Source organism: Cellulosimicrobium sp. E-16 (genome assembly GCF_049913115.1).
GTDB lineage: Bacteria > Actinomycetota > Actinomycetes > Actinomycetales > Cellulomonadaceae > Cellulosimicrobium.
The window spans coordinates 2,238,434-2,263,981 of sequence record NZ_CP183974.1 but is presented as its reverse complement, the minus strand read 5'-3'; the positions used below and the strand labels follow the sequence as shown (position 1 = coordinate 2,263,981).

At 73.5% G+C, this 25,548-nt stretch carries 24 protein-coding genes; 5 read left to right on the top strand and 19 right to left on the bottom strand.

What is annotated here, in order from left to right:
* The first annotated feature begins 101 nt into the window (after positions 1-101).
* The 4 genes from ACN9MS_RS10040 to ligD all read left to right on the top strand — a co-directional run bounded on the left by ACN9MS_RS10040 (position 102) and on the right by ligD (position 4,641).
* A complete protein-coding gene (locus ACN9MS_RS10040; RefSeq protein ID WP_426311763.1) occupies positions 102-860 on the top strand; it encodes a peptidylprolyl isomerase in 759 nt (252 codons plus the stop codon).
* Complete coding sequence (locus ACN9MS_RS10035) at positions 857-2,809, top strand: DUF349 domain-containing protein (RefSeq protein WP_426311762.1); 1,953 nt, start codon at positions 857-859, stop codon at positions 2,807-2,809. The genes ACN9MS_RS10040 and ACN9MS_RS10035 overlap by 4 nt, the downstream gene beginning before the upstream one ends.
* A gap of 106 nt (positions 2,810-2,915) precedes the next feature.
* Positions 2,916-3,554, top strand: coding sequence for a hypothetical protein (locus ACN9MS_RS10030; RefSeq protein ID WP_426311760.1), 639 nt, complete (start codon positions 2,916-2,918; stop codon positions 3,552-3,554).
* A 10-nt stretch (positions 3,555-3,564) separates the two neighbouring features.
* Positions 3,565-4,641, top strand: a complete 1,077-nt coding sequence (gene ligD / locus ACN9MS_RS10025) for a non-homologous end-joining DNA ligase (RefSeq protein WP_426311759.1) — start codon at positions 3,565-3,567, stop codon at positions 4,639-4,641.
* 42 nt (positions 4,642-4,683) lie between these two features.
* On the opposite strand, the gene ACN9MS_RS10020 is transcribed toward ligD, so the two are convergent.
* The 11 genes from ACN9MS_RS10020 to pdxT all read right to left on the bottom strand — a co-directional run bounded on the left by ACN9MS_RS10020 (position 4,684) and on the right by pdxT (position 16,798).
* Positions 4,684-5,790 carry an ATP-dependent DNA ligase gene (locus ACN9MS_RS10020; protein WP_426311758.1) on the bottom strand — a complete coding sequence of 369 codons (1,107 nt, stop codon included), beginning with the start codon at positions 5,788-5,790 and terminating at the stop codon, positions 4,684-4,686.
* A gap of 90 nt (positions 5,791-5,880) precedes the next feature.
* On the bottom strand, positions 5,881-8,226 hold the full coding sequence (locus tag ACN9MS_RS10015) for a RelA/SpoT family protein (RefSeq protein WP_141388097.1): 2,346 nt from the start codon (positions 8,224-8,226) through the stop codon (positions 5,881-5,883).
* A 74-nt stretch (positions 8,227-8,300) separates the two neighbouring features.
* On the bottom strand, positions 8,301-8,906 hold the full coding sequence (locus tag ACN9MS_RS10010) for an adenine phosphoribosyltransferase (RefSeq protein ID WP_426311757.1): 606 nt from the start codon (positions 8,904-8,906) through the stop codon (positions 8,301-8,303).
* The gene (secF, locus tag ACN9MS_RS10005) at positions 8,903-10,018 is read right to left on the bottom strand and encodes a protein translocase subunit SecF (protein ID WP_426311756.1); all 1,116 of its coding nucleotides are present in this window, start codon (positions 10,016-10,018) and stop codon (positions 8,903-8,905) included. Before secF ends, ACN9MS_RS10010 begins: the two co-directional genes overlap by 4 nt.
* Positions 10,018-12,006 (bottom strand): protein translocase subunit SecD, encoded by a 1,989-nt coding sequence (secD, locus tag ACN9MS_RS10000; protein WP_426311755.1) that lies wholly within the window; start codon positions 12,004-12,006, stop codon positions 10,018-10,020. The genes secF and secD overlap by 1 nt, the downstream gene beginning before the upstream one ends.
* An 81-nt stretch (positions 12,007-12,087) precedes the next feature.
* Positions 12,088-12,540, bottom strand: a complete 453-nt coding sequence (gene yajC / locus ACN9MS_RS09995; RefSeq protein WP_426311753.1) for a preprotein translocase subunit YajC — start codon at positions 12,538-12,540, stop codon at positions 12,088-12,090.
* Between the two features lie 186 nt (positions 12,541-12,726).
* Positions 12,727-13,803, bottom strand: coding sequence for a Holliday junction branch migration DNA helicase RuvB (gene ruvB, locus ACN9MS_RS09990; protein ID WP_064316064.1), 1,077 nt, complete (start codon positions 13,801-13,803; stop codon positions 12,727-12,729).
* A 2-nt stretch (positions 13,804-13,805) separates the two neighbouring features.
* A complete protein-coding gene (gene ruvA, locus ACN9MS_RS09985; RefSeq protein ID WP_426311751.1) occupies positions 13,806-14,444 on the bottom strand; it encodes a Holliday junction branch migration protein RuvA in 639 nt (212 codons plus the stop codon).
* Positions 14,445-14,597: 153 nt separating this feature from the next.
* Positions 14,598-15,167 carry a crossover junction endodeoxyribonuclease RuvC gene (ruvC, locus tag ACN9MS_RS09980; RefSeq protein WP_378232665.1) on the bottom strand — a complete coding sequence of 190 codons (570 nt, stop codon included), beginning with the start codon at positions 15,165-15,167 and terminating at the stop codon, positions 14,598-14,600.
* Between the two features lie 212 nt (positions 15,168-15,379).
* Entirely contained in the window at positions 15,380-16,141 is a 762-nt protein-coding gene (locus ACN9MS_RS09975) for a YebC/PmpR family DNA-binding transcriptional regulator (protein WP_426311750.1), read from the bottom strand.
* Positions 16,142-16,147: 6 nt separating this feature from the next.
* Positions 16,148-16,798, bottom strand: a complete 651-nt coding sequence (gene pdxT, locus ACN9MS_RS09970) for a pyridoxal 5'-phosphate synthase glutaminase subunit PdxT (RefSeq protein WP_426311749.1) — start codon at positions 16,796-16,798, stop codon at positions 16,148-16,150.
* Between the two features lie 63 nt (positions 16,799-16,861).
* Between pdxT and ACN9MS_RS09965 the strand changes: the two genes are divergently transcribed.
* Positions 16,862-17,551 carry a hypothetical protein gene (locus ACN9MS_RS09965; RefSeq protein WP_426311748.1) on the top strand — a complete coding sequence of 230 codons (690 nt, stop codon included), beginning with the start codon at positions 16,862-16,864 and terminating at the stop codon, positions 17,549-17,551.
* Between the two features lie 41 nt (positions 17,552-17,592).
* On the opposite strand, the gene ACN9MS_RS09960 is transcribed toward ACN9MS_RS09965, so the two are convergent.
* The 8 genes from ACN9MS_RS09960 to thrS form a co-directional block, all read right to left on the bottom strand.
* Entirely contained in the window at positions 17,593-18,156 is a 564-nt protein-coding gene (locus ACN9MS_RS09960; protein ID WP_426311747.1) for an NUDIX hydrolase, read from the bottom strand.
* A 59-nt stretch (positions 18,157-18,215) separates the two neighbouring features.
* Positions 18,216-19,064: a pyridoxal 5'-phosphate synthase lyase subunit PdxS gene (pdxS, locus tag ACN9MS_RS09955; protein WP_426311875.1), complete on the bottom strand. Its 849-nt coding sequence runs from the start codon at positions 19,062-19,064 to the stop codon at positions 18,216-18,218.
* Positions 19,065-19,335: 271 nt separating this feature from the next.
* A complete protein-coding gene (locus ACN9MS_RS09950; RefSeq protein WP_426311746.1) occupies positions 19,336-19,986 on the bottom strand; it encodes a hypothetical protein in 651 nt (216 codons plus the stop codon).
* On the bottom strand, positions 19,983-21,188 hold the full coding sequence (locus ACN9MS_RS09945) for a glycosyltransferase family 4 protein (RefSeq protein ID WP_197088863.1): 1,206 nt from the start codon (positions 21,186-21,188) through the stop codon (positions 19,983-19,985). Before ACN9MS_RS09945 ends, ACN9MS_RS09950 begins: the two co-directional genes overlap by 4 nt.
* A gap of 2 nt (positions 21,189-21,190) precedes the next feature.
* Positions 21,191-22,165, bottom strand: coding sequence for a phosphatidylinositol mannoside acyltransferase (locus tag ACN9MS_RS09940; RefSeq protein ID WP_426311745.1), 975 nt, complete (start codon positions 22,163-22,165; stop codon positions 21,191-21,193).
* On the bottom strand, positions 22,165-22,827 hold the full coding sequence (gene pgsA / locus ACN9MS_RS09935) for a phosphatidylinositol phosphate synthase (RefSeq protein ID WP_426311744.1): 663 nt from the start codon (positions 22,825-22,827) through the stop codon (positions 22,165-22,167). The genes ACN9MS_RS09940 and pgsA overlap by 1 nt, the downstream gene beginning before the upstream one ends.
* The gene (locus ACN9MS_RS09930; RefSeq protein WP_426311743.1) at positions 22,827-23,477 is read right to left on the bottom strand and encodes an HIT family protein; all 651 of its coding nucleotides are present in this window, start codon (positions 23,475-23,477) and stop codon (positions 22,827-22,829) included. Before ACN9MS_RS09930 ends, pgsA begins: the two co-directional genes overlap by 1 nt.
* Before the next feature lie 6 nt (positions 23,478-23,483).
* Positions 23,484-25,511 (bottom strand): threonine--tRNA ligase, encoded by a 2,028-nt coding sequence (thrS, locus tag ACN9MS_RS09925; protein WP_426311742.1) that lies wholly within the window; start codon positions 25,509-25,511, stop codon positions 23,484-23,486.
* Positions 25,512-25,548 lie beyond the last annotated feature (37 nt).

Sequence of the window (25,548 nt, the reverse complement as noted above, 5' to 3'; positions counted from 1 at the left end):
CCCGCCACCAGGGCGCTCGGTGCCTAGACTGTCCCCTACCGACCACGGCCGCACCGGGGTCGACCGTGCGCGCCACGACGGCGCCGGACGAAGGAGCTGGGGTGTCGACGAAGAGTCGCGAGCGCGAGCAGGCGCGCCGTCGTGAGGAGAAGTGGGACCAGCACGTGGCCCAGCTCCGCGCGAAGCGCCAGCGGACCTGGTCGATCGTCGGCGTCGTCGCGGCGCTCGTGGTGATCGGCGTCGCCGTGTGGTGGGCGCTGTCCGCCACCCAGGCGCCGGGCACCGACGCGGGCGGGGACGGCGACGGGACGGCGCCCTCGGCCTCCGGCGAGCACACGCTGCCTCCCGCGTCCGCCGCCGAGGGGCGCGACTGGACGTCGACGCTCACCACGAGCGCGGGCGACCTCACGCTCACGCTCGACGGCGCTGCCGCGCCGCAGGCCGTCGCGAGCTTCGTGTCCCTCGCCGAGTCCGGGTACTTCGACGGCACCTCGTGCCACCGCCTCACCACGTCGGGCATCTACGTGCTCCAGTGCGGCGACCCGACCGGCACGGGAACCGGCGACCCGGGCTACTCGTTCGGCCCCATCGAGAACCCCCCGTCCGACGACGTCTACCCCGCGGGGACCGTCGCCATGGCGCGCCAGGGCGGGAACGCCGAGTCGATGGGCTCCCAGTTCTTCCTCGTCTACGAGGACTCGACCATCCCGTCCGACGCGGCGGGTGGTTACACGGTGTTCGGCACCATCACGTCCGGCCTGGACGTCGTCCAGGCAGTCGCTGACGCGGGGACGCAGGACGGATCCGGCGACGGGTCCCCCGCCACCCCGGTCACCATCGAAGGAGTTGAGACCCAGTGAGCGATCCCGCCAAGGACCAGGCGAGCGCACCGGCACCGGAGCCCGCGGAGGCGAGCGAGACCGGACGGGTCGACGCGACAGACGTGGAGCCGACGGACGCCCCGGCCGTCACCGATGCGGCCGACGACGCCGCCGACGCGACCGAGAACCCGGCCCCCGCTGACGAGCAGCCCGCGGACGAGCAGCCTGCGGACGAGCCCGCCGCCGAGCTGCAGCCCGACGTCCCGGCCGAGCAGGCGACGGACGAGACGGCGACGGACGCCGCGACGAGCCCGGAGGAGACCGTTCCGGACGTCGCCGAGCCCGTGAGCGAGCCGGTGGCCGACGACGCGTCGGCGGAGCCGACCGAGGCGACCACCGCCGAGGCGCAGGACTCCGAGACGTCCGCGACCGAAGACCCGGCACCCACGGCCGACGCCGTCGCCGAGACCGAGGCCGCCACCGAGGAGGCCGCCACCGAGGAGGCCACCGCCGAGGAGGCCGTCGCCGAGGAGGCCGTCGCCGAGGAGGCCGTCGCCGAGACCGCGGCTGCGCCGAAGCCCGCCGCTCCGCGACCGGGCCCCCGCCCCAAGCCCTCCGCCGTGCCTCACCCGCCGCGCAAGCCCGCTCCGGCGGCGGCAGGCGCCCCGGCCGCTCCGGCGTCCGTGCCCGAGGTGCCCGCAGTCCCGGCGCTCGCCGACGACTCGGCGGCCGCGAAGGCCGCGGCCGAGTTCGGTCGCGTCGACGAGGACGGCACCGTGTACGTCCGCGAGAGCGCGGGCGAGCGCTCCGTGGGCCAGTTCCCCGGTGTCGACGCCGAGGAGGCTCTCGCGCTGTACGTGCGGCGTTACCTCGACCTCCAGGCGAAGGTCGCGCTCTTCGAGGCGCGCCTGACGAGCACCGACCTGTCGGTCAAGGAGATCGACCAGACGATCGCCCGGCTCACCGAGGAGACCGCCGAGCCGTCCGCGGTCGGCGACCTCGACGGCCTGCGCGCGCAGGTCGAGTCGCTGCGCGGCGCCGCGGCCGAGCGCCGCGGCCAGCTCGAGGCGGAGCGCGCCGCCGCCAAGGCGGCCGCTCTCGAGGCCCGGACCGAGATCATCGAGGCGGCCGAGAAGATCGCCGCGACCGACCCGAGCCGCATGCAGTGGCGGCCCGCCGGCGAGGAGCTCCGCGGCCTGCTCGACCGCTGGAAGGAGGCGCAGCGCTCCGGACCGCGCATCGACCGGGCGAGCGAGGAGGCGCTCTGGAAGCGGTTCAGCCACGCCCGGACCGCGTTCGACCGCGAGCGTCGGCACTACTTCGCCGAGCTCGAGCAGCGCAACGCCTCCGCCAAGACGGCCAAGGAGAAGCTCGTCGCCGAGGCCGAGGCGCTGTCGTCCAGCACCGACTGGGGACCGACGGCGGGTGCGTACCGCGACCTCATGGCGCGGTGGAAGGCCGCCGGTCGTGCGAGCCGCAAGGACGACGACGCGCTGTGGGCCCGGTTCCGCGCCGCGCAGGACACGTTCTTCCAGGCCCGTGACGCGGTGAACTCGGCGACCGACGCCGAGTACGCCGCGAACCTGGAGGTCAAGGAGGCGCTGCTGGCCGAGGCGGAGAAGCTCGTCCCGGTCAAGGACCTCGGTGCGGCGAAGGCCGCGCTGCGCGACCTCCAGGAGCGCTGGGAGGAGGCCGGCCGCGTGCCCCGCGGCGACCTGCAGCGCGTCGAGGGCCGCCTGCGCGCCGTCGAGAACGCCGTCCGCGACGCCGAGCAGGCGCAGTGGACGCGGACCAACCCCGAGACGCGTGCGCGCGCCGAGGGTGCCGCGGCGCAGCTCGAGTCCGCGATCGAGGGGCTCGAGGCGGACCTCGCGGCCGCGCAGGGCCGCGGCGACGCGCGCGCGGTCAAGGACCTCGAGACCGCGCTGACGGCGCGTCGTGCCTGGCTCGAGCAGGTCGTGCGTGCGGCGGAGGACTCGCGCGGCTGACGCTGCCGTCCGGCACCATCTGCTCGCGCCCGGTGGGGCCGGCGCTCGTCCACAGGCGAGCGCCGGCCCCTTCCGCGTCCCCGGGCCGATGGTGCACGGTGTGCGCATGCTGCCCGCCCCCCGCACCGCCGCACCCGCACCCGCACCCGCACCCGCCGCGACCCTGACGCGGCTGCTCGCACCTCGCGACACGGACGTGGGACTGCTCGTCGTGCCGGCGCACGTCGGTGGGCACGCCGCCTTCCAGGACCTCGTGCGGTCGGGGGCGCTCCGTCGCCTCTGGGGCGACGTCGCCGCACCGGCGCTCGTTCCGGACACGCCGACCCTCCGTGCGCTCGCGGTCCGCGACCTGGTCCCGCAGGGGACCGTCCTCGCCGGGAGCGCCGCGGCCTGGGTGCTGTGCGGCTCGCCCGCGCCGCGCGCGCTCGACGTCGTGTACCCGCCCGGTCGGCACCGTCCCGCACCGCTCGCGGGCCGGGCGCCGCGCCAGTCGCACGTGCTGCGCGACGACCGGACCCTGGTCGCGGGGGTGCTGGTGACGTCGGTCGTGCGGACCGCCCTCGACGTCGCGACGCGGTGCGAGCCCGACGAGGCGTTGAGGATCCTCCGCCGGCTGCGCGACGTGTGCGGGCTCGAGCCCCGGCTCGCGGCCCGGTCGCTCGAGCTGCGCCACCGGTGGTCCGGGCGGCCGCGAGCGCGGCGCACCCTCGCGCTCCTGCTCGCCGGGGAGGACGACCCGGTCTAGGTTGGTCGGCATGGCCGCAGCCACGACACCTCCCGTGGAGCTCGACGTCCGGGGCCGGACCGTGCGCGTCACGAGCCCGGACCGCGTCGTCTTCCCCGCGCGAGGGGTGACCAAGCTCGACGTCGTGCAGTACTTCCTCAGCGTCGGGGACGGGATCCTCGGCGCCCTGGTCGACCGCCCGACCACGCTCGAACGCTGGCCCAAGGGCGTGTTCGAGGGGGCGCGGATGAGCACCCGCACCGACAACACCGGCGACGCGTTCTACCAGAAGCGCATCCCCAGGGGCGCGCCCGACTACGTGCGCACCGCACGCATCGCCTTCCCGAGCGGGCGGACCGCCGACGAGGTGTGCCCGACCGAGCTCGCCGTCGTCGCGTGGGCCGCGAACCTGGGGACCCTGACGTTCCACCCGTGGCCCGTCCGGGGCGAGGACGTCGAGGCCGTGGACCAGCTCCGCATCGACCTCGACCCCCAGCCCGGGACCGACTTCGACGACGCCGTGCGCGTCGCGCCGCACCTGCGCGAGGTGCTCGACGAGCTGGGACTGCCCGGGTACCCGAAGACGTCGGGCGGGCGCGGCATCCACGTCTTCGTGCCGATCACGCCCGAGTGGGACTTCGTCGCGGCTCGCCGCGCGACGATCGCGATCGGGCGCGAGCTCGAGCGCCGCCTCCCCGAGCAGGTCACCACCAAGTGGTGGAAGGAGGAGCGCGGCGCCAAGATCTTCGTCGACTACAACCAGATGGCGCGCGACCGCACCATCGCCTCGGCGTACTCGATCCGCTCCAACCAGCGCGCGACGGTGTCCGCTCCCCTGCGCTGGGAGGAGCTCGGTGACGTCCACCCGGACGACTTCGACGTGCTGTCGATGCCTGCGCGCTTCGCCGAGGTCGGCGACCTCTTCGCGCCGCTGCGCGCCGACCGTGACGACCCGGGCGCATCGCTCGAGCCCGCCCTGGAGCTGTCCCGGCGCGACGAGGCCGAGCACGGGCTGGGCGACCTGCCCTATCCCCCGGAGTACCCGAAGATGCCGGGCGAGCCCAAGCGTGTGCAGCCGAGCAAGGACCGCGACCGGCCCCGCGCTTAGCTGCGCGCCCGGTCGGCGCCCGGCCGCAGCACGACCCGCGCGTCAGACGACGCCGGGAGCGCCCGGCAGGATGTCGGTGAGGTCGTAGCGCACAGGCTCCTCGAGCTGGTCGTAGGTGCACGACGACGGGTCGCGGTCGTCGCGCCAGTGCCGGAACTGCGCCGTGTGCCGGAACCGCGTGCCCTCCATGTGGTCGTACGCCACCTCGAGCACGCGCTCGACGCGCAGCGGCGTGAACGACAGGTCCTTGCCCGAGCTCCACCGCGACACCGCTCCCGGCATCCGCTCACCGGCGGGGTTCTCCCAGCCGGACCAGGGGTGCGCGTCGGCCTCCGGCGTGCCCGGCTCGACGACGAGCGGCGCCAGCTCGGCGACGAGCGCCGCCCGGCGCGCCGCCGGGAACGACGCGGCGACTCCCACGAACTGGAGCTGGCCGCCGTCGTCGTACAGCCCGAGCAGGAGCGACCCGAGCAGCGGCTTCGCGGGCGTCGACGTCTTGTGCAGGCGGTACCCGGCGAGCACGACGTCCGCCTCGCGCCCGTGCTTGATCTTGAGCATCGCGCGCTTGTTCGGCTGGTAGGTCCCGTCGAGCGGCTTCGCGACGACGCCGTCCAGCCCCGCACCTTCGAAGGTGTCGAACCACTCGCGCGCGACCGCGACGTCGCGGGTGCGGGGGGTGGCGTGCACCGCGGGGCCGTCGAGCCCGAGCGAGTCCAGCACCTCGTGGCGTCGCGCGAGCGGCTCGCCCGTGAGGTCGTCGTCACCGAGCGCGAGCACGTCGAACACGACCAGCGCGGCAGGCGTCTGCTCGGCGAGCAGACGCACCCGCGAGTCGGCGGGGTGGATCCGCTGCTGGAGCACCTCGAACTCGAGGCGCCCGTCCCGGGCGACGACGATCTCGCCGTCGACCACGCAACGGGGCGGCAAGGCCTCGCGCACCGCCTCGACGAGCTCCGGGAAGTAGCGCTCCATCGGGCGTGCGTTGCGGCTGTCGAGCCGCACCTCGTCGCCGTCGCGGTACACGATTGCGCGGAACCCGTCCCACTTGGGCTCGTAGACGTACCCGCCGTCCACGGCGTCGGGCTCGGGCACGTCGGGCACGGACTTCGCGAGCATGGGCAGCACGGGAGGCATGACGGGCAGGTCCATGTGCCGATGCTGCCACCGGCCGCGGCGTGCGGCACGACGACACGTCCGGGGCACCGACCGTCGTCGCCCGCGTGCCGCGAGCGCAGCCGGTCAGGCCGGGAGCTGCGTCGCCTCGGCGGCCTTCGTCCCCGTGATGCGGTAGACGTCGAACACGCCGTCGACCTTGCGGACCGCGCTGAGCACCTGCGCGAGGTGCGCCGGCTCCGCCATCTCGAAGACGAAGCGGGACATCGCGACGCGGTCGTTCGACGTCGACACGGTGGCCGAGAGGATGTTCACGTGGTTGTCCGACAGGACGCGCGTGACGTCGGAGAGCAGGCGCGCCCGGTCGAGCGCCTCGACCTGGATCTGGACGAGGAACATCGCGTTGCTGCCCGTGGTCCACGAGACGTCGACGATGCGCTCGGGCTGGTTGCGCAGCCCGACGACGTTCGCGCAGTCCGCGCGGTGGACGCTCACGCCCTGGCCGCGCGTGATGAAGCCGATGATCTCGTCGCCGGGGACGGGGGTGCAGCACTTGGCCAGCTTGACCCAGATGTCGTCGACGCCCTTGACCATGACGCCGGGGTCGCCCGTGCGCACGCGGCGCGCGGTGTGCCCGGGGCGCGCGGTCTCCGCGACGTCCTCGACCGTTCCCTCCTCGCCGCCCATCGCCTGGACGAGCTTGGAGACGACGTTCGCCGCCGACACCTGCCCCTCGCCGATCGCGGCGTACAGCGCCGTGACGTCGGCGAAGCGGAGCTCGTTGGCGAGCGCGACGAGCGACTCGTGCGACAGCAGGCGCTGGATCGGCAGGTTCTGCTTGCGCATCGCCTTGGCGATCGCGTCCTTGCCGTGCTCGACGGCCTCCTCGCGGCGCTCCTTGGAGAACCACTGCCGGATCTTGTTGCGCGCGCGGGGGCTCTTGACGAACGCGAGCCAGTCCCGGCTCGGTCCCGCGTTCTCGGACTTCGAGGTGAGGACGTCGACCGAGTCGCCGTTCTCGAGCGTCGAGTCGAGCGGCACGAGGCGCCCGTTGACGCGCGCGCCCATGGTCCGGTGCCCGACCTCGGTGTGCACCGCGTAGGCGAAGTCGACCGGGGTGGACCCCGCGGGCAGCGCCATGACGTCGCCCTTGGGCGTGAAGACGTAGACCTCGGCGCCGCCGATCTCGAACCGCAGCGAGTCGAGGAACTCCGCGGGGTCCGCCGTCTCGCGCTGCCAGTCGACGAGCTGGCGCAGCCACCGCATGTCGTTCGCCGCGGTGTCGTCCTTCGCGGTCTTCCCGCCCGACTTGGCGGTCTCCTTGTACTTCCAGTGCGCCGCGACGCCGTACTCCGCGCGCCGGTGCATCTCGTGCGTGCGGATCTGGATCTCGACGGGCTTGCCGCCGGGCCCGATGACCGTCGTGTGCAGCGACTGGTACATGTTGAACTTCGGCATCGCGATGTAGTCCTTGAACCGCCCGGGCACGGGGTTCCACCGCGCGTGCAGCGCGCCGAGCGCCGCGTAGCAGTCCCGGACGCTGTCCACGAGGACGCGCGCACCGACGAGGTCGTAGATCTCCGCGAAGTCGTGCCCGCGCACGATCATCTTCTGGTAGATCGAGTAGTAGTGCTTGGGCCGACCGGTCACCGTCGCCTTGATCTTCGCGCTGCGCAGGTCCGCCGTGACCTGCTCGCGCACGACCGCGAGGTACTCCTCGCGTGCGGGAGCCCGCTCGGCCACGAGGTGCACGATCTCGTCGTAGACCTTGGGGTACAGGGCCTGGAACGAGAGGTCCTCGAGCTCCCACTTGATCGTGTTCATGCCGAGGCGGTGCGCGAGGGGCGCGTAGATCTCGAGCGTCTCGCGCGCCTTGCGGCCCGCCGACGACGACGAGACGTACTTCCAGGTGCGCGCGTTGTGCAGCCGGTCGGCGAGCTTGATGACCAGCACGCGGATGTCGCGCGCCATGGCGACGACCATCTTGCGCACCGTCTCGGCCTGCGCCGCGTCCCCGTACGTCACCTTGTCGAGCTTGGTCACGCCGTCGACGAGCATGGCGATCTCCTCGCCGTACTCCTCGGTGAGCTGCGCGAGGGAGTAGTCGGTGTCCTCCACCGTGTCGTGCAGCAGCGCGGCGGCGAGCGTCGACCCGTCGAAGCCGAGCTCGGCGAGGATCGTCGCGACGGCGACGGGGTGCGTGATGTACGGGTCGCCGCTCTTGCGCAGCTGCCCCCGGTGCGCGCGCTCCGCGGTCTCGTAGGCGCGCTCGATGACCGTCAGGTCGGTCCGGGGATGGTTGGTGCGGACGGCCTGGAGCACGGGCTCGAGCGCCGGGCTGCCGGCGTTCGGCCGGGCGCCGAAGCGCACGAGGCGCGACCGCACCCCGCGTCCGCCGGAACCGCCCTGCCCCGGGGTCGGCTGCGCGCCCGCCTTCTCCGGGGCGCGCGACGTCCGGGTGTTCTCGCTCATGCGCGCCTCCCTTCGCAGGCCGGCGATCGCCGACACCGTGTCGACGACCAGCCGAGACGACCGGAGTGGCAATCCTACGACTCGACGTGGACGAGCGTGGTCACGTCGCGGCCCGCGAGCCGCTCGCGACCACCCAGGCCCTCGAGCTCCATGAGGAACGCGAGGCCGACGACGACGCCTCCCCCGCGCTCGACGAGCTCGGCGCCCGCGGCCGCCGTGCCCCCGGTCGCGAGCACGTCGTCCACCACGAGAACACGCGCACCGGTCGGCAGTGTTCCCGAGCGCAGCTCGATCGTCGCGGTGCCGTACTCGAGGTCGTACGTCACGGCGTCCGTGGGCGGCGGCAGCTTGCCCGCCTTGCGCAGCGGCACGAAGCCGACGCCCAGGTGCGTCGCGAGCGGCGCGCCGATCAGGAAGCCCCGCGCCTCCATGCCCGCGACGAGGTCGATGCCGCCCGCCGCGCGCGCCACGTCCCCGAGCGCCTCGACGACGTGACCGAAGGCCTCGCCGTCGGCGAGGAGCCCGGTGATGTCGCGGAACGTGATGCCGGGCCCGGGGTAGTCGGGCACGGCACGGACGAGCTCGAGCACGCGGGACGCCCGCTGCGCGCCGAGACCGGCGAGGCCGACGGCCCGCAGGCCGTCCACCTCGCCGGTCGGCGTGTGGCTCGCGCCGGTCATCGCGGCCGACGGCGGCGCGGCTGCGCCTTGTTGCCCAGGTGCTCGCCCGGCTGGAGCTGGCGACCCGCCCCGACGCCGGCTGCCGCGAGCGCGGCGTCCTCGTCGTCGCCCGCCGCCTCGACGCGCTCGGCACGCAGCGCGAGCACCTTCGCCGTGTGGTCCCGGATCGGCTTCTCGCGCTCGCGCAGGGCGACCTCGAGGGGGGTGGCGAGGTAGACCGACGAGTACGCGCCGACGGCCATGCCGACGAACAGCGCGAGCGCGATGTCGCGCAGCGTGCCGGCACCGAGGAGGAACGCACCGATGAAGAGGATGCCCGCGACCGGGAGCAGCGCGACGATCGAGGTGTTGATCGAGCGCACGAGCGTCTGGTTGATCGCGAGGTTCGCCCGCTCGGCGTAGGTGCTCCGCGTCTGGTCGAGGACGCCCGCGGTGTTCTCCCGCACCTTGTCGAACACCACGACCGTGTCGTAGATCGAGTACGCGAGGATCGTCAGGAGCCCGATCACGGTCGCCGGGGTGATCTCCCAGCCGATGAGCGCGTAGATGCCGACCGTGACGACCAGGTCGTGGAACAGCGCGATGACCGCGGCGAGCGCCATGCGCCAGTTCCGGAAGTAGATCGTCATGACCAGGCTCACGAGCAGCAGGAAGACGACGAGGCCGACGACCGCCTTCTGGGAGACGTCCTTGCCCCACGTCGGGCCGATGTAGGAGCTCGTCACCTCGCCCGTCGCCACGCCGTAGGCGTCGGCGAGCCCCGTGGCGACCTGCTCCACCTGCTCGTTGCTGAGCTCGGCGGTCTGGATCCTGACCGTGCTGGAGCCCACCGAGGTGACGCGCGGGACCTCCTCGGGCGCCACCGCCGCGACGGCGTCGAGCGCCGGCTGCTGCGACGTGTCGGACACGCCGGAGACCGTGAACTCGGACCCGCCGCGGAACTCGATCCCGAGGTTGAGGCCGCCACCCGCCATGCGGATGCCGATGACCCCGAGCGAGAGGACGACCAGGACGATCGCCACCAGGAAGTAGCCGCGTCGCTTCGCGACGATGGCGTAGGACCGGCGGCCCGTGTACAGGTCGTTGCCCCACTGGGCGAAACCGCTGGCCATCAGTGCTTCTCCTCGTTCTCGTCGCCCGCCGCGTCAGCGGAAGGGGACCCGTCGTCGCCGGACGCCGCGGCGGCGCGTCGCTCGGCCGCCCGGCGTTCGGCGATGGTCATGCGCGGCCCGTCCGCGCGGCCCACGCCGGCGCCGACGGTCTCCCGTACCGGCGCCGCACGCGTGGGCTCGGGGGCGTCGGTCACCGGCGCGTCCTCGGGCTCCACGCCCGCCACCGGCGCGGCCTCCGTCGACGTCGCACCGACGACGCGACCGCGACCCGCATAGCGCGCGGTCCGCACGCCCAGGCGCCGGGGGTCGAGCCCCGAGGCCGGGTGCCCGTTGGCGAAGAACTTGGTCCGGGCGAGCAGCTGCATCAGCGGGTGCGTGAAGAGGAACACCACGACGAGGTCGACGAGCGTCGTCAGACCGAGCGTGAAGGCGAAGCCACGCACGCCACCGACCGCCAGGTAGTACAGGACGATCGCGGCGACGAAGTTCACGGCGTCCGACGCGAGGATCGTGCGACGCGCGCGCTGCCAGCCCTTCTCGACCGCCGAGTTCAGCGTCCGTCCGTCGCGCAGCTCGTCGCGGATGCGTTCGAAGTACACGATGAACGAGTCCGCGGTGATACCGATCGCCACGATGAGTCCCGCGACGCCGGCGAGGGACAGCCGGTACCCGATCGTCCAGGACAGGACCGAGATGACGCCGAACGTGATGACGGCGGCGATGCCGAGCGACGCGACGGTCACGAGCCCCAGCGTCCGGTACTGGAAGAGCGAGTAGATGACGACGAGGAGCATGCCGATCGCGCCGGCGAGGAGGCCCTTCTCGAGCTGCTCGGAGCCGAGCGTCGCGGAGATCTGCTCCTGGCTCTGCACCTCGAACGTGAGGGGCAGCGAGCCGAAGTTGAGCTGGTTGGCCAGCGTCGCGGCGCTGTCGCGCGTGAAGCTGCCGGAGATCTCGGCCTTGCCGTCCGGGATCGCGACCTGCGACACCGGCGCCGAGATGACCAGGCCGTCGAGCACCATCGCGAACTGGTTCTGGGGGGCCGGGAGCGACGTGAGACGGGTCGTGACGTCGCGGAACGCCTGGGTTCCCTCGCCGTCGAACTCGATGTTGACGACCCACTCGTTCGTGACGACGCCGTTCTGGCCGACCCGCAGGCCGGAGTTGGCGTTCGAGATGTCCGTGCCCTCGATCTCGACGGGGCCGAGGATGTACTTGGCCGAGCCGTCGTCGGCGCACGCGACGAACGCGGAGTCCGTCGGACCGCTGTCGCCGCCGACGAGGTTCTCGGGGAGCGTGCAGTCGAGCGCGTCGAACTGCTCCTGCAGCTCGGGCGTGATCTGGGCGAGGTCGCTCGGGTTCTCCGGTCGGGTCGCCTCCTCGGCCGGGTCGGTGGTGGCGTCGTCCGCGGGCGCTTCCGTCGCCTCGTCGGCGGCCGGGTCGCCCGTCTCCTCGGAGGTCGCGTCGGACTCGGCAGCGTCCGCCGACTCCGTCGCGTCCGGTGCGTCCTCGGCCGCGGCGTCGTCGCCCGCGGCCTCGTCGGTCGCCTCGTCGGCCGGGGTCGCGGTCGGCATCCCCACCGCGAGCACGGGCCGGAAGCGCATCTGCGCGGACGTGCTGACGAGGTCGATCGTCTCCTGGGACGGCTGCCCGGGGATCCCGACGACGATGTTGTTCTGACCCTGGCTCGTGATCTCGGCCTCGGACACGCCTTGCGCGTCGATGCGCTGGCGGATGACGTTGATCGCCTGGTTGATGTCCTCGGCCGTCGGCTGCGAGCCGTCGGTGGTGACGGGCTGCAGGATGATCTGCGTGCCACCCTCGAGATCGAGCGCGAGGCCCGGGGTCAGGCTCGCCCCGCCCGGGTTGTCCTCGGTCTTCGGGTCGAGCTTCGTGCCCGCGAAGAGGGACCCGAAGAGGACGACGATGAGGATTCCCAGGGTGACGAGGGTCCGTACGGGCCTCGCTCGTGTGCTGCTGGTGGCCAACTGTCCGTCTCTTCTCGTGCGTGTGCGGTGGGCCTCGCGGCCCACCGCGTCAGACCGGTCGCGGCAGCGACCGGCATAAGGTCACTTGGTGTCGGTGCCGTCGTCCCGGCGCCCGCGGTCCTTCTCCGACCCGTCGTCGGTCAGACCGGACAGGTCGTCGGGGACGACGAGGTCGTCGACGTCCCCCTTCGACGTGCTGGGGTCGGTGCTCGCGCTGCCGTAGACGGCCGCAGGCTCCGACGTCTCGTCCGCCTCGGGCTCCTCTGCCTCCACCGGCGGGTCGACGAGCTTCGCGATGGCCGCTCGCAGCCACCGCGACTGGTTGCCCGGCGTGGACTCGATCGTGATGACGTCGGCCTCGTCGTCGACGTCGACGATCGTGCCGAACATGCCCGAACCCGTCATCACCTCCTGCCCGGGGGCGAGGGTCGCCCGGAAGTTCTGGGCCTCGCGCTGCTGCTTGCGGGTGCGGCTGGTCATGAGGAACATCGCACCCGCCGCGAGGGCGAGGATGAGGATGAAGCTGATATCCATGACGGAGTCTCGTGTCCTGTTCTGTGCGGGATCTGCGCGCAGTCTAGGCGTGCGCGCACGGTTCACCAACGAGCCGTCTCGCCGCGGAGTTCCGCCCGCTCGGGTCCCGACCATTCTAGGACCACGTTCGGAGCGCCTGTGACCGCCGTCACGGGGCCCGTCGCGGGGCCCGCGACGGATCGGCCGTCAGGCGTCGAACAGGGTGCCGCCCTCGCGCGGCGGGGTGAGACCGAGGTGCGCCCACGCGGCCGGCGTCGCGACGCGTCCCCGGGGCGTCCGCCCGATCAGTCCCTCGCGCACGAGGTACGGCTCGGCGACCGTCTCGACCGTCTCCGCCTCCTCGCCGACCGTCACGGCGAGCGTCGTCAGCCCCACCGGCCCGCCGTTGAAGCGCGTGCACAGCGCGGTGAGGACCGCCCGGTCGAGGCGGTCGAGGCCGATGGGGTCGACCTCGTAGACCTCGAGCGCCGCCCGCGCGGCCGCGAGGTCCATGCTCCCGTCGCCGCGGACCTGCGCCCAGTCGCGCACGCGCCGCAGGAGACGGTTGGCGATGCGCGGCGTGCCGCGCGAGCGGCCGGCGATCTCGCGCGCGGCGTCGGGGTCGAGCGCCACGCCGAGCAGCCCGGCGGACCGGGAGAGCACGCGCTCGAGCTCGTCGCTCGAGTAGAAGTCGAGGTGCCCGGTGAAGCCGAACCGGTCGCGCAGGGGCGCGGGCAGCAGTCCCGCGCGCGTCGTCGCGCCGACCGCCGTGAACGGGGGCAACGAGAGCGGGATCGCGCTCGCGCCCGCGCCCTTGCCCACGACGACGTCGACCCGGAAGTCCTCCATCGCCATGTAGAGGAGCTCCTCCGCCGGCCGCGCGAGGCGGTGGATCTCGTCGATGAAGAGGACCTCGCCCTCCTCGAGCGAGGAGAGCACGGCCGCCAGGTCGCCCGCGTGCTGGATCGCCGGGCCGGACGTCACGCGCAGCGACGTCCCGAGCTCGGCAGCGATGATCATGGCGAGCGTCGTCTTGCCGAGCCCGGGCGGACCGGACAGGAGCACGTGGTCCGGCGAGCTGCCGCGGGCGAGCGCGGCCTGGAGCACGAGCGAGAGCTGGTCGCGCACGACCGCCTGACCGACGAACTCCTCGAGCCGGCGCGGGCGCAGCGCAGCCTCGGCGGCGCGCTCGAGGTCGTCGGCACCCGCAGCGACGATCCGCTCGGACGAGAACGTCCCGTCCCCGCCGAACCCGTCCACGCCCACCTGGTCGAAGTTCGCCATGGTCAGCCCCTCGGCCCGCCGAGGACGCGCAGCGCGGCGCGCAGCGCGCCGGCCACGTCGGGCGCCTCGACGACGTCGACGCCGGCCTCCGCGAGCACCGTGGAGACGGCGTCGTCCGCGGCCTTGAGGTTCCAGCCGAGCCCCACGAGCGCCTCGACCACCTGGTCGCGTCGGTCGTCGACCTGACGCGGCCCGGTCCCGACGGCGGTCGCGCCGGCCCCGGGGGCGTCGGCACCCGTGGGCGGCCCGAGCTTGTCGCCCAGCTCGAGCGCGATCCGCTGCGCGCCCTTGTTCCCGATGCCGGGGACGCGGACGAGGGCCGCGATGTCGGCGCCGGACACGGCACGGCGCAGGGCGTCGGGCGTGTGCACGGCGAGCATCGCGAGCGCGAGCCGCGGCCCGACGCCGCTGACCGTCTGGACGGTCTCGAAGACGCTGCGCTCGTCGTCGTCGGCGAACCCGTACAGGGTGAAGGAGTCCTCGCGGACCACGAGGCTCGTCGCGAGCCGGGCGTCCTCGCCGACGCGCAGGCCGGCGAGCGTGGCCGGCGTGGCGTGCACGAGGTAGCCCACTCCCCCGACCTCGAGCACGGTGCGGTCGAGCTGGACGCTCGCCACGACTCCGCTCAGCGACGCGATCACCCAGGCTCCTCTCCCGGTCGGCAGCGCCGACCTGGTCCGATGGTCCGCCGGCCCGACGACCTCGGCCGCGCCGAGGAGTGCGTCGAACACCCGTACGACCGCGGTCACTCTAGCAAGGTGCGCCCACGCCCCGGCCGACCGACACGGGAGCCGTCAGCGCGGTGCCCGCCGGCCCTTCGCCGCGTGCTCCGCCGCGGCCCAGGCGCGCTGCGCCGGGGTCAGCTCGTGCCGCTCGCCACCCTGGAGCGCACCCGACGGCCGCCACAGGTGGCAGATGGCGAGGGCGAGCGCGTCGGCGGCGTCCGCGGGCTTCGGCGGCTCCGCGAGCCCCAGGATGCTCGCGACCATGCGCTGGACCTGCTCCTTGCCCGCGCGCCCGCTCCCGGTGACCGCGGCCTTGACCTCGGACGGCGTGTGCAGCGCGACGGGGACACCCCGCCTCGCCGCGCCGACCATCGCAAGACCCGCGGCCTGGGCCGTGCCCATCACGGTCCCGACGTTGTGCTGGGCGAAGACGCGCTCCACCGCGACGACGTCCGGCACGTGCTCGTCGAACCACGCGTCCAGACGCTCGGAGATCCGCAGGAGCCGCAGGTCCACGCTGAGGTCGGGATCCGTCCGGATCACGCCCACGGCCACGAGCTCGGCCCGCCGCCCCCGCGCGGAGTCCACCACCCCGACACCGCACCGGGTCAGCCCAGGATCCACTCCGAGAACGCGCACGCCGCTACCCTCCCACGACCCGCCGACGAAGCCGCGACGCCCCGCGGGCACGCGCAGAGGTGAGCCGACGCCGGCGGGGTGGGTGGGATGCGCGCGGTCGTGGCGGGCCTGGCGGGAGCCGCGAGGAACGAGCGGCGGATGGTAGACCGCGCGCATCCCACCCACCCCGCACCCAGGGCGACCACACCGGCCACCTCGGGTGACGCCGGCGTTCAGTCGTCGTTCTCGAGCTCCGCCATGACCTCGTCCGACGCGTCGAAGTTCGCGTAGACGTTCTGCACGTCGTCGCTGTCCTCGAGCGCGTCGATGAGGCGCAGGATCTTGCGCGCCCCGTCGGCGTCGACCTCGACCTCCATCGACGGGTGCCAGATCGAGTCGGCGGAGTCGTACTCGAGGCCCGCCTCCTGGATCGCGGTGCGCACGGCGACGAGGTCGCTCGCCTCGCACAGCACCTCGATGACCTCGCCCTGGTCCGTGACCTCCTCGGCGCCCGCCTCGAGCGCGGCGAGCATGACGTCGTCCTCGGTCACGCCCTCCGCCTTCGGCACGACGACGAGGCCCTTGCGCGAGAAGAGGTAGGACACCGAACCGGGGTCGGCGAGGTTCCCGCCGTTGCGGCTGAACGCGAGGCGCACCTCGGAAGCCGCACGGTTCTTGTTGTCGGTGAGGCACTCGACGAGGACGGCGATGCCGTTGGCGCCGTAGCCCTCGTACATGATCGTCTGGTAGTCGACGGCGTCGGCGCCCGTGCCGGACCCGCGCTTGACGGCGCGGTCGATGTTGTCGTTGGGGACCGACGACTTCTTCGCCTTCTGGATGGCGTCGAACAGCGTCGGGTTGCCCGCGGGGTCACCGCCGCCCGTGCGCGCCGCGACCTCGATGTTCTTGATGAGCTTCGCGAAGAGCTTGCCGCGCTTGGCGTCGATGGCCGCCTTCTTGTGCTTGGTCGTGGCCCACTTGGAATGCCCTGACATGCGTTCCTACCCCTTCGCGATTCTGACGAACAGCTCGTGCACGCGCGCGTCCCCGGAGATCTCCGGGTGGAACGAGGTGGCGAGCAGCGATCCCTGCTGGACTGCGACGATCCTACCGGCGGCGGCGCCGGGGATGCCGGGCGCCTCCTGCTCGGGGATGCGGGCGAGCACCTCGACGCCGGGGCCGACCTCCTCGACCCAGGGCGCGCGGATGAACACCGCGTGCACCGTGCCGGCGCCGCCGTCGCCCTCCGCACGGCTCTCCCGCGGGCCCAGGCCGGCGAAGGCGAGGTCCGTCTCGAACGAGTCGACCTGGCGGCCGAACGCGTTGCGCCGGACCGTCACGTCGAGCCCGCCGAGGGTCCGCTGGTCCGCGGTACCGCCGAGGATGCGGTCGGCCAGCAGGATCATGCCCGCGCACGAGCCGTAGACCGGAAGGCCCTCGGCGATGCGGGCGCGCAGCGGCTCGTCGAGCTCGAAGATGCGCAGGAGCTTGTCGATGGTCGTCGACTCGCCCCCGGGGAGCACCAGCCCGTCGACCGCGGCGAGCTCCTCAGGACGCCGTACGCCGACCGTGCGGGCGCCGGCGGCCTCGAGCGCGACGCGGTGCTCGCGCACGTCGCCCTGCAGGGCCAGGACTCCGATCGTGATCGTCACGAACGGGAATGATACGTCCGTCCGCGCCGCACCCCGTCCCGGGCCGTTGCTAGCCTCGCTGTCGTGACCACTCCGCCCGGCCCCGGACCCACACCGCCCTACCCTGGCCGGCCGCCGTCCGGGTACCCCGGCCCCTCGACCCCGTACCCCGGCCTCCCGCCTCGTCCGCCGCGGAGCACGCGCGGCGCGACGGTCCTGATCGTGGTCGGCGCGGTCCTGCTCGTGGTCGCTCTCGTCGCGGGCGTCCTCGGCGTCACGACCTTCGTGCGGGCGCTGCCCACGGGCGTGGTCGACGGCACCGGTGCCCCGGGCTCGGCCGCCCTCGCCTCCGGTGCCGTCCCGGGCGAGGCGGAGATCGCGTTGTCGGGCGGTCAGCCGTACAGCGTGTGGGCGGTCGTGCCGATCGGCGCCGAGGGCTTCGACACCGACGACGTCACCGTCTCGTGCCCGGAGGGCGATCTCGACGTGCGCGGGCCCTCCGTCTCGGGGAGCTCCGGCTTCGGGTCGCACGAGGCGACGACCGTGGCCGAGGTGACCTCGCCGTCGGCCCAGACCTGCACGGTGTCCGTCGCGCAGGGAGACGCCTCGCCCGGGACGACGTTCGTCGTCACGGAGGGATGGAGGTTCGGCGAGTTCTTCGCGACCGTCGGCGGCACGATCCTGCTGTGGTTCGTCGCGATCGGCGGGGTGCTCGTGGGCCTGGGGCTGCTCGTCGGCGGCGTCGTGTGGCGCGTCGTCGCGCGCCGGCCGTAGCGGTCGCGTCTCCCTCCGCGGAGGGGCCCTCCGCGAAGGGCTCAGTCCTCGCGCGCGATCCCCAGGTGGTGCGTCACGCCGTCCCACCCGCCCAGCAGGGGGGCGACGAGGTCCGGCAGGCCCTCGGGGAAGACCTCGATCTCGACGCCGCGCAGGTCGTCGATCGACCACCAGCGCATCTCGTCGACGACGTCGTGCTCGACGTCGGTCCACCCGTCGCGGCTCAGCTCGTCGGCACGGGTCTCGCCGGTGACGCGCGCGAGGTAGAGCACCTCGTCCTGGCGGCAGTGCTGGCGGTAGAAGTCGAAGATCGCGCTGCGCGTGTAGACCGGCCCGACGAGCGCGCCCGGGTCGAGCCGGATCCCGGTCTCCTCGCGGACCTCGCGCAGCGCGGCGTCGCGGTCGCTCTCACCGGGGTCGACGCCTCCGCCGATGGTGAACCACCACGAGCGGTCGGGCTGGTCGACGTCGTGCCCGCGGGCCAGGAGGATCCGGTCGGCGTCGTCCAGGAGCAGGACGCGCGCGCCCCGGCGGAAGTAGAGCCCGTCGTCCCCGAGCACCCAGTCGGGCCCCAGGGACGAGGGCGCTCCGGCGGCCTCGGCCACGACGGCTCAGCCGTCCGTCGCCGGCACGACGACGGACGGCTGTGCCGAGGGACGCTCTGTCACCAGCCGCGCTCGGCGAACTGGATCGACCGCGCCGGCTCGTCGACGTTGATGCCGACCATCGCCTCGCCCAGGCCGCGCGAGACCTTCGCGATCACGTCGGGGTCGTCGTAGAACGTCGTCGCCTTGACGATCGCGGCGGCGCGCTGCTCCGGGTTGCCGGACTTGAAGATGCCCGAGCCGACGAACACGCCCTCGGCACCGAGCTGCATCATCATCGCGGCGTCGGCCGGCGTCGCGATGCCGCCTGCGGTGAACATGACGACGGGCAGCTTGCCCGTCGCGGCGACCTCCTTGACGAGCTCGTACGGCGCCTGGAGCTCCTTGGCCGCGACGAACAGCTCGTCCTCCGGGAGCGAGGTGAGGCGGCGGATCTCGGCGCGGATCGTGCGCATGTGCGTCGTCGCGTTGGAGACGTCGCCCGTGCCGGCCTCGCCCTTCGAGCGGATCATCGCCGCGCCCTCGGTGATGCGACGCAGCGCCTCGCCGAGGTTCGTCGCCCCGCACACGAACGGGACGGTGAACTGCCACTTGTCGATGTGGTGGGCGTAGTCCGCCGGCGTGAGCACCTCGGACTCGTCGACGTAGTCCACGCCGAGCGACTGGAGCACCTGCGCCTCGACGAAGTGGCCGATGCGGGCCTTCGCCATGACCGGGATCGAGACGGCCTCGATGATGCCGTCGATCATGTCGGGGTCGGACATGCGCGAGACACCGCCCTGCGCGCGGATGTCCGCTGGCACGCGCTCGAGGGCCATGACCGCGACCGCGCCGGCGTCCTCGGCGATCTTCGCCTGCTCGGGCGTGACGACGTCCATGATGACGCCGCCCTTGAGCATCTCGGCCATCCCGCGCTTGACCTTGGCGGTGCCGACGGCGCCGGCGCCCTCCGCGGTCGCGGCGCCCGGGGCGCTCTCGGCAGGGACGTTCTGGTCGGCCACGTTGGTCACCGGTACCTCACACCTTCAGGTCAGGGGAACGTCGCGCGCACGCGCACGGACGCCGTCGAACAGGCTCGACGGCACATGCTCCCACGCGCTCCCATCCTATCGCCGGGGCGTCCATCCGACCCCGACCCCGAGCCCGCGCGCAGGGCGCCGCCGGCGGTCCGCGGAGGGGTCAGTCCGGCGTGCCCGCCGACGCGGCGGGGCGCACGAGGACGTCGGGCGCGGCGTCGTCGAGCTCGACCGTCGCGGGCATCGGCGCGTGCCCGGCGAGGTGGAACAGCCGCACCCACCACTTGCGCCGCACGCGCTGCGCCTGGGCGACGGCCTCGTTGTGGAACCGGCGCGCGAGCTGCGCGCGGTACCAGGCGGCGGAGAGCGAGCCGAGGAGCTCGTCGCCGGAAGGACCGGACCGGAGCTCGGCGACGTCGTCGGCGTCCTCGAGGGCCGAGCGCAGCGTGGCCGTGAGGTCGCTCTCGGCGAGGGCGCGCGACTCGGCCATGCCGCCCAGGAGCCGCCGGGGTCGCGGGCCCTCGGCCGTCGCCAGGCCGGGCACCTGGTCGGCGAGCCGGCTCGTGTCGTCGTCGTCGTCGAGGACGGCGTGCGCCGCCTCGGCGACGAGGATCGAGCTGGCCGGGTCGAGCTCGCCGGAGGCAGCCAGGTCGACGGCGGCCGACGCCCGGCGCACGAGCTGCGCGTCGAGCGCCAGCCGCGAGGCCATGACCTTGCGGTGCAGGCGGTCGAGCCGCGACGCGGCGACCCACAGGAGCCACGCCACCAGCGCCGCGACCACGAGGACGAGGACGGTGATCTCGGACCAGGTCACGGGCGGCCTCCCTCGTCGTCGCGCGCCCGGCCCAGGAGGCGTCCGCCCCGCCGCGAGCGCGGGTCCTCGTGGACCGGGATGACCGCCTCGGACGCCGCGAGCACGGTCTCGTAGACGGCGAGCACCTGGGCGGTCACGGCGGACCAGTCGAAGCGCCGGACGAACTCGCTCGCCCGAGCGCGGTAGGCGTCGCGCCGCGGCGGGTCGGCGAGCACGTCGAGCACGGCGGCGGCGAGCGCGTCCGGGTCGCCCACCGCGAACAGCGCCCCGGCCGCGCCGTCGTCGAGCACGCGCCGGAACGCGCCGAGGTCGCTCGCGACCACGCACGCGCCGGCGCTCATCGCCTCGACGAGCACGATGCCGAAGCTCTCGCCCCCGGTCTGCGGGGCGATGTAGAGGTCGACGGACGCGAGCATGCTCGCCTTGTCCTCGTCGCTCACGCCCCCGAGGAACTCGACGGACGCGGCGTGCTCCCCCAGGGCCTCGATCGCGGCCTCGCGGCCGTCGTCGCCGCGGCCCGCGACGAGGAACCGTGCGCCGGGGACCTTCGCGAGGATCGCCGGGATCGCCGCGGCGAGCACGGGCAGGCCCTTGCGCGGTTCGTCCAGGCGGCCGAGGAAGCCGATGGTCGGCGCGTCGGGCGTGCCCTGCCACGCGGGGTTCGCGGGCGCGGACTCGAACGTGTCGACGTACACCCCGTTGGGGATGACGACGGCGTCCCCACCGAGGTGGTCGACGAGCGTGCGCCGCGCGTCCTCCGAGACGGCGATGCGGGCGTCGATCTTCTCCAGGCTCTGCCGGACGAGCGGGTAGGCGACCTGGAGCGCGCGCGAGCGCACGATGGAGGTGTGGAACGTCCCGACGATCGGGCCCTGGGCGATCCACAGCGCGACCATGCTCAGCGACGGGTTCACGGGCTCGTGGATGTGGAGCACGTCGAACCGGCCCGCCTCGAGCCAGCGTCGGACCCGGCCCGCGGTGCGCGGGCCGAACGTCACGCGCGCGACAGACCCGTTGTACCGGACCGGGACCGCGCCCCCGGCGGGCGTCAGGTAGTCCGGCACCGGGGTGTCGTCGTCGGCGGGGGCGAGCACGGAGACCTCGTGGCCCTGGGCCATGAGCGCCTCGGCGAGGTCGCGCACGTGGAACTGGACCCCGCCCGGGGCGTCGAACGAGTAGGGGCACACGATGCCCACGCGCAGGCTCATGCGGCGCGCTCCGCGTCCGGCTCGCCCGCGGCGGCCCGGGTCCGGGCGTAGCGCGCGGGGTCGAGGTCGTCGACGAAGACCTTCTGGAGCATGTGCCAGTCCTCGGGGTGCTCGCGGATCACGACGCTCAGCGCGTCCACCCAGCCCTGGGTCGCGCGCGCGACCTGCTCCGAGCGCGGGACGTCCCGCGCGATCTCCACGCGCGGGAAGAAGCGGATGACGAGGCCCCACGGCGAGCCCGCCGCGCGGCGTCGTGCGCCCCGTAGCCGCTCGTAGTAGATCCCGGCCGGGACCAGCGGCGTCCCGGTGCTCACGGCGAGCGCCGCAGGCCCCGCCGCGACGCGCGCGCGGTGGCCGAAGAGGTCGACCTCCACGCCGCGGTGGGTGAGGTCGCGGTCGGCGAGCAGCGGGATGATCTTGCCCGGCCTGCTCGCACCGCGGACGAGGTCGCGGAAGACGTCGCCGTCACCGAGCGCGAGGATCTCCAGCCCGATCGAGTTCCGGAACGCGAGGAACTCCTCGAACAGCTCGTCGGGCTTCAGCCGCTCCGCGACGGTGAGCACGGGCGCGATGTTCGGGGTCGCGTACGCGCCCGCCAGGTCCCAGTTGCCCTGGTGCGAGAGCGCGAGCACCGGGCTCCGGTCGCCGCCGAGGTGCGTCGCGAGGTTGTCGAGACCCACGACCCGCACCCGGGCGCGGACCCGCTCCGGGGTCCAGGCGGGCAGGGTGAACGCCTCGCGGTAGTAGCGCATGTACGAGCGCATCCCGGCGCGCGACAGGCGACGCAGCGCACGCGGCGTGAGCTCCGGGCGCACGCGCGCGAGGTTGCGCTCGAGCTGGCGCACTCCCCCGCCGTGCAGGAGCCAGGTCACGTCGGCGATCGCGCCGAACAGACCGCGCAGGACCGGTTCGGGGACCTTGCGCGCGTTGCGCCAGGCGAACGTGAACGCCTTGCCGGCGTCGAGAGCCATCAGCGACCGTCCTCCTTCTCCTCGGGGCGCGTGGTCACGAGCGCGAGCGCCTGGCGACGCACGGTGGCCACGCGCTGCACGACCGTGACGGCGCTCGCGAGGGCGAGCAGCCCCAGCACGACGACGAGCACGACGGGCGGCACGCCCAGCCCCACGATCCCGGCGGCGACGAGCGCGGCGACGAGCCGGTCGGCGCGCTCGGCGATCCCGACCTGCGCCGTCATGCCGACGCTCTCGGCGCGGGCCCGCGCGTACGGGACGACCGCGCCGAGCGCGAGGCACGCGAGCGCGACGCCGGTCCCCCAGGCGGTGAGGTCGGGCGTCAGTCGCGGGTCGTCGGCCCGCACGAACCACAGTGTGAGGCCCACGAACACGGCGGCGTCGGCGAGCCGGTCGAGCGTCGAGTCGAGGAACGCGCCCCAGGGCCCCGACCGGCCCGCGCGGCGCGCCATGACGCCGTCGAGCACGTCGGCGAAGGCGCAGACCATGACGACCATGACCCCGGCGAACAGGTGGCCCGTCGGGAAGAGCCACAGGGCGCCGACGACGACACCGAGGGTCCCGGCGACGGTCACCGCGTCCGGGCTCACGCCGAGGCGGAGCAGCAGCGCGGCGAGCGGGGTGAACAGGCGGGTCGTGAGCGCGCGCAGGCGTCCGAACATCAGGCGGTTCCCTCCGCGGGGACGTCGGGTCGGGCGGACGGCCACGCCGCGGCGAGCCGCGCACGCGTGTCCGCGAGCAGCTCGGGCACGGCCTTGGTCTGCGCGACGATCGGCAGGAAGTTCGCGTCGCCCGACCAGCGCGGCACCACGTGCTGGTGCAGGTGCGCGGCGATGCCGGCCCCGGCGACCGCGCCCTGGTTCATGCCGAGGTTGAACCCGTCGGGCGCCGACACCGCACGCACGACCCGCATCGCGGTCTGCGTGAGGTGCGCGACCTCGACCGTCTCCGCCTCGGTGAGGTCCGTGTAGTCGGACACGTGGCGGTAGGGCACGACCATGAGGTGGCCCGGGTTGTACGGGTAGAGGTTGAGCACGGCGTACGCGGCCTCGCCGCGCGCGACGATCAGCCCGTCCTCGTCCGACCGGTCCGGGATGCGGCAGAACGGGCACTGACCGCGCGAGTCGTCCGCGGGCTTGTCCTGCCCGCCGATGTACACCATGCGGTGCGGCGTCCAGAGCCGGTCGAGGCCGTCGTCGAACCGCGGGTGGGTGTCCGGGAGCTCGACGGTCGCCCTGTGGTCGGGGTCGGGGGCTCCGCCCGGCGCGGCCGCGTCGGCCGCGCCGGGCGACCCCGTGCGCTCGTCGCTCACGCGCCGTCAGACCTGGACGCGGTCGCGGACGGCGGTGACGATGCGCTCGACCGCCTCGGCGACGGGCACGCCGTTGTCCTGACGGCCGTCGCGGTACCGGAACGACACGGCGCCGGCCTCGGCGTCCTCGCCGCCCGCGATGAGGACGAACGGCACCTTGCGCGTGCTCGCGTTGCGGATCTTCTTGCCGAACCGGTCGTCGGAGTAGTCGACCTCCGCGCGGATCCCCTGGGCCTTGAGCTGCGCGACGACGTCGGCCACGTAGTCGTTGAACGGCTCGGCGACGGGAACGGCGACGACCTGGACGGGAGCGAGCCAGGCCGGGAACGCGCCCGCGTAGTGCTCGACGAGGATCCCGAAGAACCGCTCGATCGAGCCGAACAGCGCGCGGTGGATCATCACCGGGCGCTGGCGCGTGCCGTCGGACGCCGTGTACTCGAGCTCGAACAGCTCCGGCTCGAAGAAGTCGAGCTGGATCGTCGAGAGCTGCCACGTGCGCCCGATCGCGTCCTTCGCCTGGACCGAGATCTTCGGGCCGTAGAACGCCGCGCCGCCCGGGTCGGCGACGAGCTCGAGGCCCGACTCCGTCGCGACCTGGCGCAGGATCTCGGTCGCCTCCTCCCACGTGGCGTCGTCCCCGACCGACTTCTCCGGGTCCCGCGTCGACAGCTCGAGGTAGAAGTCCTCGAGACCGTAGTCGCGCAGGAGGTCGAGGACGAACGTGAGCGTCGAGGACAGCTCGTCCTTCATCTGCTCGCGCGTGCAGTAGATGTGCGCGTCGTCCTGCGTGAAGCCGCGCGCCCGGGTCAGGCCGTGCACGACGCCCGACTTCTCGTACCGGTACACCGTGCCGAACTCGAACAACCGCAGCGGCAGCTCCCGGTACGAGCGGCCCCGGGAGTTGAACACGAGGTTGTGCATCGGGCAGTTCATCGGCTTGAGGTAGTAGTCCTGGCCGGCGCGCTTGACGTTGCCCTCGTCGTCGAGCTCCTCGTCCAGGTGCATGGGCGGGTACATGCCGTCCGCGTACCAGTCGAGGTGGCGCGACGTCTGGAAGAGGTTCGCCTTGGTGATGTGCGGCGTGCTGACGAACGAGTAGCCCGCCTCCACGTGCCGCTTGCGCGAGTACTCCTCCATCTCCATGCGAATCGTCGCGCCGTTGGGGTGGAACACGGGCAGGCCCGAGCCGATCTCTTCCGGGAAGGAGAACAGGTCGAGCTCGTTGCCGAGTCGGCGGTGGTCGCGGCGCTCAGCCTCCGCGAGGCGGTCGAGGTAGGCCTTGAGCTCGTCCTTCGTCGGCCACGCCGTGCCGTAGATGCGCTGGAGCTGGGGGTTCTTCTCGCTGCCGCGCCAGTAGGCGGCCGCCGAGCGCATGAGCTGGTAGCCGTTGCCGATCAGGCGCGTGCTGGGCAGGTGCGGGCCACGGCACAGGTCCTTCCAGACCACCGTCTCGCTCTCGCGCCCGGCGCCGCGCACGTTGTCGTAGATCGTCAGCTCGCCGCCGCCGACCTCGACGCTCGCACCCTCGGTGTCGTCGGCCGCGCCGCCCTTGAGCCCGATGAGCTCGAGCTTGTACGGCTCGTGGGCCAGCTCGGCGCGCGCCTCGTCCTCCGTCACGACCCGGCGGCGGAAGGTCTGACCCTCCCGGATGATCCGGGACATCGCCTTGTCGAGGGCCTTGAGGTCCTCGGGCGTGAACGGCGTCTCGACGTCGAAGTCGTAGTAGAACCCGTCCGTGATGGGCGGGCCGATGCCAAGCTTCGCGTCCGGGTTGACCTGCTGGACGGCCTGCGCGAGCACGTGCGCGGCCGAGTGCCGCAGCACCGCGAGGCCGTCGGGCGAGTCGATGGTCACACCCTCGACCACGTCGCCGTCGGCGACCGGCGTGTCGAGGTCCTTGAGGACGCCGTTGACGCGGATCACGACGACGTCGCGACGGGCGGCGAACAGGTCCGTGCCCGTCGTGCCCGTCGTCACCGTGGTCTCCTCGGCGTCGAGGGTGATGGTGAGGGGTGACGAGACGACGTCAGACACGTCCGTGCTCCGATCTGCTGGCGGGAGGCGCGCGGCG